At 67.9% G+C, this 6900-nt stretch carries 6 protein-coding genes; 4 read left to right on the top strand and 2 right to left on the bottom strand.

Annotated features, from left to right (window positions below):
* On the top strand, positions 1 to 430 hold a 430-nt coding region (locus QZV72_RS02375), incomplete at its 5' end, for a phosphoribosyltransferase (RefSeq protein WP_297004775.1).
* Positions 431 to 522: 92 nt separating this feature from the next.
* Here QZV72_RS02375 and QZV72_RS02370 read toward each other — a convergent pair.
* Entirely contained in the window at positions 523 to 2238 is a 1716-nt protein-coding gene (locus QZV72_RS02370) for an FAD-binding dehydrogenase (RefSeq protein ID WP_297004773.1), read from the bottom strand.
* 197 nt (positions 2239 to 2435) lie between these two features.
* Here QZV72_RS02370 and QZV72_RS02365 point away from each other — a divergent pair, with 197 nt between their 5' ends.
* On the top strand, positions 2436 to 3815 hold the full coding sequence (locus QZV72_RS02365; RefSeq protein WP_297004772.1) for an MFS transporter: 1380 nt from the start codon (positions 2436 to 2438) through the stop codon (positions 3813 to 3815).
* A 154-nt stretch (positions 3816 to 3969) separates the two neighbouring features.
* The gene (locus QZV72_RS02360) at positions 3970 to 4611 is read left to right on the top strand and encodes a DedA family protein (RefSeq protein WP_297004767.1); all 642 of its coding nucleotides are present in this window, start codon (positions 3970 to 3972) and stop codon (positions 4609 to 4611) included.
* Here the strand turns inward: QZV72_RS02360 and QZV72_RS02355 are convergent.
* Entirely contained in the window at positions 4592 to 5857 is a 1266-nt protein-coding gene (locus tag QZV72_RS02355) for a class I SAM-dependent methyltransferase (RefSeq protein ID WP_297004765.1), read from the bottom strand. The genes QZV72_RS02360 and QZV72_RS02355 overlap by 20 nt on opposite strands.
* Before the next feature lie 359 nt (positions 5858 to 6216).
* Between QZV72_RS02355 and QZV72_RS02350 the strand changes: the two genes are divergently transcribed.
* Positions 6217 to 6900, top strand: a 684-nt coding sequence (locus QZV72_RS02350; RefSeq protein ID WP_297004763.1) for an NAD(P)/FAD-dependent oxidoreductase, incomplete at its 3' end; no start/stop codon positions are given.

Here is a 6900-nt window from a genome sequence, read left to right as displayed (position 1 = left end):
TGTCGACGACTACCGGCCCGACCTGATTCTCTCCATCGCCCGCGGTGGCCTGCTCATCGGCGGTGCCCTCGGTTACGCGATGGGTGTCAAGAACGTGTCCGTGATCAACGTCGAGTTCTACACCGGCATCGGTGAGACCCTGGAGGCCCCGGTGATGCTCCCGCCGACGCCCGAGGCCGTCGACCTGTCCGGGATGAAGGTCCTCATCGCCGACGATGTCGCCGATTCCGGCAGGACCCTCGAGCTCGTCCAGCAGTACTGCGCGGACACCGTGGTCGAGTCCCGCACGGCGGTGATCTACCACAAGTCACGGTCGATCATCGCCCCGGACTACGTGTGGAAGAAGACCGACCAGTGGATCGATTTCCCGTGGTCGTCCTTCCCCGTCATCACCCCGACCGGCGCACCGACCGGCCGGGACGCCAGCTGACCCGGCCGGCAGAGCCGGCACGGGTGGATGCGGTGGGGCCTCCGGTGCCCGGGGGACCTGACCGGACGCGGCCTCGACGCCGGCGGACCGGGTCAGCGCCGGAGGACGCGGACCTGCACCCCGAGGGCCTCGCCGACCCGCTTACCTGAGTGGATGCACCCGCCCAGGAACGTTCCCTCCAGGGCGTTGTGTCCGTGCATGCCGCCGCCACCGAAACCGGCGACCTCACCGGCGGCGTACAGGCCGGGCAGCACCGAGCCGTCGGAGCGCAGGCAGCGTCCCGACAGGTCGGTCTCGATGCCGCCGAGGGTCTTGCGGGTGAGCACGTGCAGGCGCACGGCGATCAACGGTCCGTGCTTCTCGTCGAGCAGCCGGTGCGGGGAGGCGGCGCGGACGATTTTGTCACCGAGGAACTTCCGTGCGGTGTGGATGTAGTTGACCTGCGCATCCTTGCTGAACTTGTTGTCGATCTGACTGTCACGGTCCTCGACCTGACGGCGCAGGTGGTCGACCTCGATCACGGGGGCGTCCGGGTTCCCCACGTGCGCCAGTTCATTCATTCCCGCGACCAGGGCGTCGAGGTCGTTGGCGATGACCCAGTCCTCGCCGTGGTCCATGAAGTTCTGGACGGCGACGTGCATGCCCGGACCGATCTTGCCGAGGAGCTTGCGGAACTCCTTGTCGGTGAGGTCGGGGTTCTGCTCCGAGCCGGAGAAGATGAACTCCTTGCCGGCGATGGTCTTGTCGAGGACGAACCAGCTGTACCCGTGGCCGGTGCGGCCGATGTGCGCCAGCGCGGCGAGGTTGTCGGAGCCGGGGAAAAGGTTGGTGGGCAGGCGGTCACCGGCGGCGTCGAACCACAGCGAGCTCGGCCCGGGGATGATCCGGATCCCGTGGTTGGGCCAGATCGGGTCCCAGTTCCTCATACCCTCGGTGTAGTGCCACATCCGGTCGGTGTTGACGGTGGAGGCGCCCGCGGTCTCGGCAATGCCGATCATCCGGCCGTCGACGTGGGAGGGGACACCGGTGACGAGGTCCTCGGGGCACGCCCCCCAGCGGTCCGTCGGCCAGGACCTGCGGACGAGGTCGAGGTTTCCGCCGATGCCGCCGGAGGTGACGACGACAGCGGCGCCCCGCAGGTCGAAGGTGTCGACGACCTCGCGGGAGGACGCCACACCGCGCGGCAGATCGTCGTCGGGGGCGAGCACGCTGCCGGTGACGCCGACGACGCGCCGGATGCCGTTGGCGTCACCTTCGACGGTGAGCCCGTCGACGCGGTGCCGGAAGGCGAACCGGACCCGGCCCGCCTTCTCCGCCTCGAGCAGTGGTTCGCGGAAGACCCGGACGACCTCGGGACCGGTACCCCAGGTGAGGTGGAACCGGGGAACGGAGTTTCCGTGACCGGAGGCGTCCCCGCTGCCGCGCTCCGCCCAACCGACGGTCGGCAGGACACTGAGTCCGAGTCCCTTGAGGTAGTCGCGTTCACCGGTGGCGGCGAAGTGGACGTAGGCGCGGCCCCACTCACGGGCCCAGTGGTCGTTACCGCCGGGAGAGGTGTCCCCGTACCCGGCGGAGTTCTCCCAGTCGCGCCAGGCCAGCGCCTCCGAATCCTTCACTCCCATGAGCCGCTGCTCCGGACTGCCGACGTAGAACAGGCCGCCGAGCGACCAGAAGGCCTGTCCCCCGAGGTTGTTGCGGTTCTCCTGGTCCAGGATCAGGACCTTGAGTCCCGCCCGCTGTGCCTCGTAGGCGGCGACCATGCCGGCGAGACCACAGCCGACAATGATGACATCAGTTCTCTCTCCCATGGTGAACGATCCTAGGTGGCGTCGGATCGTGGCGGGCGGGGGCAACGGGATTGACCGGGACCTCTTGAGTATCCCACATAATGAGCGGTTGACGACCACTATATGACCGGGGTATCTTCCCAGTCTATGCCCCCGGCATCCCACCTAATGGGAACTTGTCGGGGGTACCTGACCCCCGAGAGAATCGCCCAGCATCCATGACCGCAACCCTCAGCTCCACGCCGCCGGCACCGGAGACGCCGACCAGTCCCGCGCGGGTCAACGGCAACAGCCGTGGCCGCGTGATCGTCGCCTCCACCATCGGCACGACGATCGAGTTCTACGACTTCTACGCGTACGCCACTGCCGCCGTCGTGGTCTTCCCCGACCTCTTCTTCCCGAAGAGCGACAATTCCACCGTCGGACTCCTGGCGTCCCTGGCCACCTTCGGGCTCGCCTTCGTGGCCCGACCACTCGGTTCCGTCCTCTTCGGCCACTTCGGTGACCGCATCGGCCGCAAGGCCACCCTCATCGGCGCCCTGCTGACCATGGGCATCGCGACCTTCATCATCGGCTGTCTGCCGACCTACGATCAGATCGGCCTGTGGGCCCCGGCCCTGCTCGCCCTGCTCCGCTTCTGCCAGGGCATCGGCCTGGGTGGAGAGTGGTCCGGCGCCGCCCTGCTGGCCACCGAGAACGCCGAGGAGGGTAAGCGCGCCCGCGCCGCCATGTGGCCGCAGCTCGGCGCCCCCTTCGGCTTCCTTCTCGCCAACGGCCTGTTCCTCCTGCTCGTCACGATCATGGGCCACACCGACGGTGACATCAAGGGCGATTTCCTCGCCTGGGGTTGGCGCGTGCCGTTCCTGTGTTCCTCGGTCATGGTCGCCATCGGCCTCTGGGTCCGGTTCCGGCTCGACGAGACCCCGGTCTTCCAGGAGACCCTCGACAAGGGCGAGGATGTCAAGGTCCCGACCAAGGAGGTCTTCCGCATCGCCTGGCGGGAAGTCATCCTCGGCACCTTCGTCATGGTCTCTACTTACACGCTGTTCTACATCGTGACCACCTGGTTCCTGTCCTTCGGCATCGGGGACAGGGACGGGGGCAAGGGTCTGGGCATCGAATACGAGCACTTCCTCGTCATCCAGCTCATCTCCGCGTGCTTCTTCGTCGTCGGAATCCCGATCGCCGGACACCTGGCGGACACCGTCGGACGGAGGAAGTTCCTCACGGTCACCTCCTGCGTCATCCTCGTCTACTGCTGCGCCTTCCAGCCCTTCCTCGACCCCGACTCCGCCACCGAGCTCACGGCCTGCATCTATCTCTCCATCGGCATGCTGCTCATGGGCCTGATCTTCGGCCCGATGTCCGCGGTACTCCCGGAGATGTTCCCCACCCACGTGCGCTACACCGGTTCGGGGATCGCCTACAACCTCTCGTCCATCCTCGGTGCCGCCATCGCACCGTTCATCGCCGTGGCACTGGCCACCAACTACGGCCCCTGGGCCGTCGGTGTCTACCTCGGTGTGGTGACGCTGATCTCCCTGGCAGCTATCCGCCTCATGCGGGAGACGAAGGACGTCGACCTCTACAGCGTCTGACCGTTGACGCGAACCCGTGTCACTTTCCCGCCCCCGCGGCAGCGGCTCCGGGGCGGATGCCCTATCCTGGGTGGCGTTTACTTTTCGCCGGGTGCGGTCCACTGCTGCAGCCCAGGGCATTCCCCCTACCCTGACAATGCGAGGCCATCGCTGCATGTTCGACGTCGACAGTCTGCTGAGTACCTTCGGTCTCGCGGGAATCCTGATCATCATCTTCATGGAGACCGGGGTACTCATCGGATTCATCTTCCCCGGTGACACACTCCTGTTCACCGCCGGGATCATGGCCGCGTCCGACACCCCCTTCGCCCCACTGTGGGCACTGTGCCTGTTCATCCCGCTGGCCGCCGCCGTCGGTGACCAGGTCGGATACACGCTGGGACGCCGGTACGGCGCTGCGGCACTGGAGTCCCGGGTCCTCAACTGGATCGGGCCGGACGCCGTGACCAGGACCGAGGGATTCTTCGCCCGCTACGGCGCCTTCACCGTGCTCATCGCACGCTTCATCGCCGTGGTGCGTACCCTGGCCCCGCTGGTCGCTGGCATCGCGAAGATGCCCCGGGCCGTGTTCACGCTCTGGTCCGTGATCGGCTGCTTCGCCTGGGGCGCCGGGATCACCGTGCTGGGATACCTGCTCGGCGGTATCCCCTTCATCCGTGACTACCTCGACCTGATCATCATCGTCGGCGTCAGCGCCGTGCTCATCCCCGTCGCCGTGAAGGTCGTCCGCATGCGGCTACACGCCCGACGCGAGCGCCGGGAGATGCCCGGCCGGCTCAACGACGGCGGAGAATGAACTGGACGCAGTCCAGCGCGTCAGCACCGACCAGCGCCTCATGCAGTGCAAGCTGGTAGTCCCACAACCTGCGGTACACCGGGTCGAAACCCGCCGCAGCGGCCTGCCGTTCGTGCGAGAGGAAAGTCGCCCGCCACAGCCCCAGGGTCAGCGCCAGATGTGACCCGATGTGCACCTCGCGCACCAGTTCCAGCCCTGCCCGGTTGGCCTGCTCACCCATCCGCGCCGACGTCGGGTACTGCAGCGCCGGCCACACGTAGGCACGCATGACATCCAGGCTCTGCGCCACCATGTCATCAGGCAGCCCGTCCCCCTCGTTCCGGACGACCGACTGGACGACGGCGACCCCGCCGGGGGCCAGCATCCGTTCCACGGCGCCGAAGAACCGGCCGAGCCCCTCGTCCCCGAGCGTCTCGGCACGCTCCACGCTGAACACCGCGTCGTAGCTCCCCGACCACTGTCGTGGCGAGGGCACGGCACCACGGATCGTCTCGACCCGCACCGCACCGCCGACACCGGCGGCATGGGCACGCGCCCGGACGACCTCGGCGTGATCAGGATCCGAGGTCAGCACGTCCACCCGTGCGCCGCGGCGTGCCGCGATCACCGCCAGCGCTCCGCCACTGCTCGGCAGTTCCAGTACCCGGTCACCGGGGCCGGTGCGCGCCATGTCGAGCATCCGGTTGATCCGGTGGACCTGGGCGCCGTCGAGGTCCGCCCGCTCCACATCGACGGGGGCGTCCATCCAGCTCTCCACCACCGGGGTCAGCCGGTTGAACTGGGTGGTCTCCCGGGTCGTGGACGTCCGCGTGCCCGAGGCGAACAGGGCGGAGCCGGTGGTCCGGGTCTCCCCCGCATACAGTTCCACCAGGGCGTCAGGGAGTTCACCGGGGCCGGCGTCCCCGAAATCCCGGCGCCTGCGTCGGGACACCAGCGCCCCTAACCCGCTCTCCAGCGGCTGCGACAGCAGCACCCGCAACACCTCCGGCAGTGGTTCAGCCGTCCATTCGCCGGCCATGTAGCCCTCCGCCAGCCCGAGCCAGCCACCGGCGACGATCCGGTCCAGGACGAGCCCGTCCCTGACGACGAACCGAGGGCGGGCACCCGGGGTCAGCGCAATGCCGTGGTCCCTGGTGAGCAGTTCGAGCCGCTCCCGTAACCGGGCGGCACGCACGCCGAGAAGCGTCGCCTCCGGGCGCCGGACCAGGTCCGGCCACCGCTCGGGGTCGATGAAGCCCTCGGTCACCGGCAACTCCTTTCAGGTTCGTCCCCACGACGGTAACCCGGATCAACCGGGGGCACCGACGGGGTGGCCTTCTGCTGCGACAGGGGTACTTTCCGGTACCCCTGTGAGGGCCGTACGCCCACAAACGGACATCTCGCACAGAGACCGGCGCCGGAGGCACACCCTCGCTCTGAACGACTGGGAATAAACCACTACAATAGCCGCATAACAACCGACGTCGCCGCCAGGCCGGTCGGGTCGACGGGAGTAACCGCCACCGGCCGCCTGCACCCAACTGCGGTCGACCACAACATGCACGGTGCCGTCCGCCCACCCCACACAGGTGATCGGTCGGCCCGTAGAGCGAGGAGACAGTTTCCATGGCATCCACCCCGACCCGCCCCGCCGGCGGTCGCCACCACGTCGTGATCGTCGGAGCCGGCTTCGGCGGACTGTTCGCGGCCAAGCGGCTGGCGGACGCCGATGTCGACGTGACCATCATCGACCGCACCAACCACCACCTCTTCCAGCCCCTGCTGTACCAGGTGGCCACCGGCGTCCTGTCCTCGGGTGAGATCGCGCCGACCATCCGCCAGATCCTGCGCAAGCAGAAGAACACCCGGGTGGTCAAGGCTGAGGTCCGTGACATCGACGTTCCCTCCAAGGTCATCACCGCGGACCTGGGTGGCCGCGAGGTCGTCCTCCAGTACGACTCGCTCATCCTCGCAGCCGGCGCCGGCCAGTCCTACTTCGGCAACGACCAGTTCGCCGAGTTCGCCCCGGGCATGAAGAGCATCGACGACGCCCTGGAGATCCGCGCCCGGATCACCGGTGCCTTCGAGCGTGCCGAGATCACCGAGGACCCCGAGGAGAAGAAGCGTCTGCTGACCTTCGTCATCGTCGGTGCCGGCCCGACCGGTGTCGAGCTCGCCGGACAGGTCGCCGAGATGGCGCACCGCACGCTGCGCAACGAGTTCCGCGACATCGACACCGACAGCTCCCGGATCCTCCTCGTCGACGGTTCCCCGCAGGTCCTGCCGCCCTTCGGCAAGAACCTGGGAAAG

The organism is uncultured Corynebacterium sp. (genome assembly GCF_902782855.1).
GTDB lineage: Bacteria > Actinomycetota > Actinomycetes > Mycobacteriales > Mycobacteriaceae > Corynebacterium.
The sequence above is the reverse complement of the archived record's forward strand: the minus strand, read 5'-3'. Positions and strand labels throughout refer to the sequence as shown.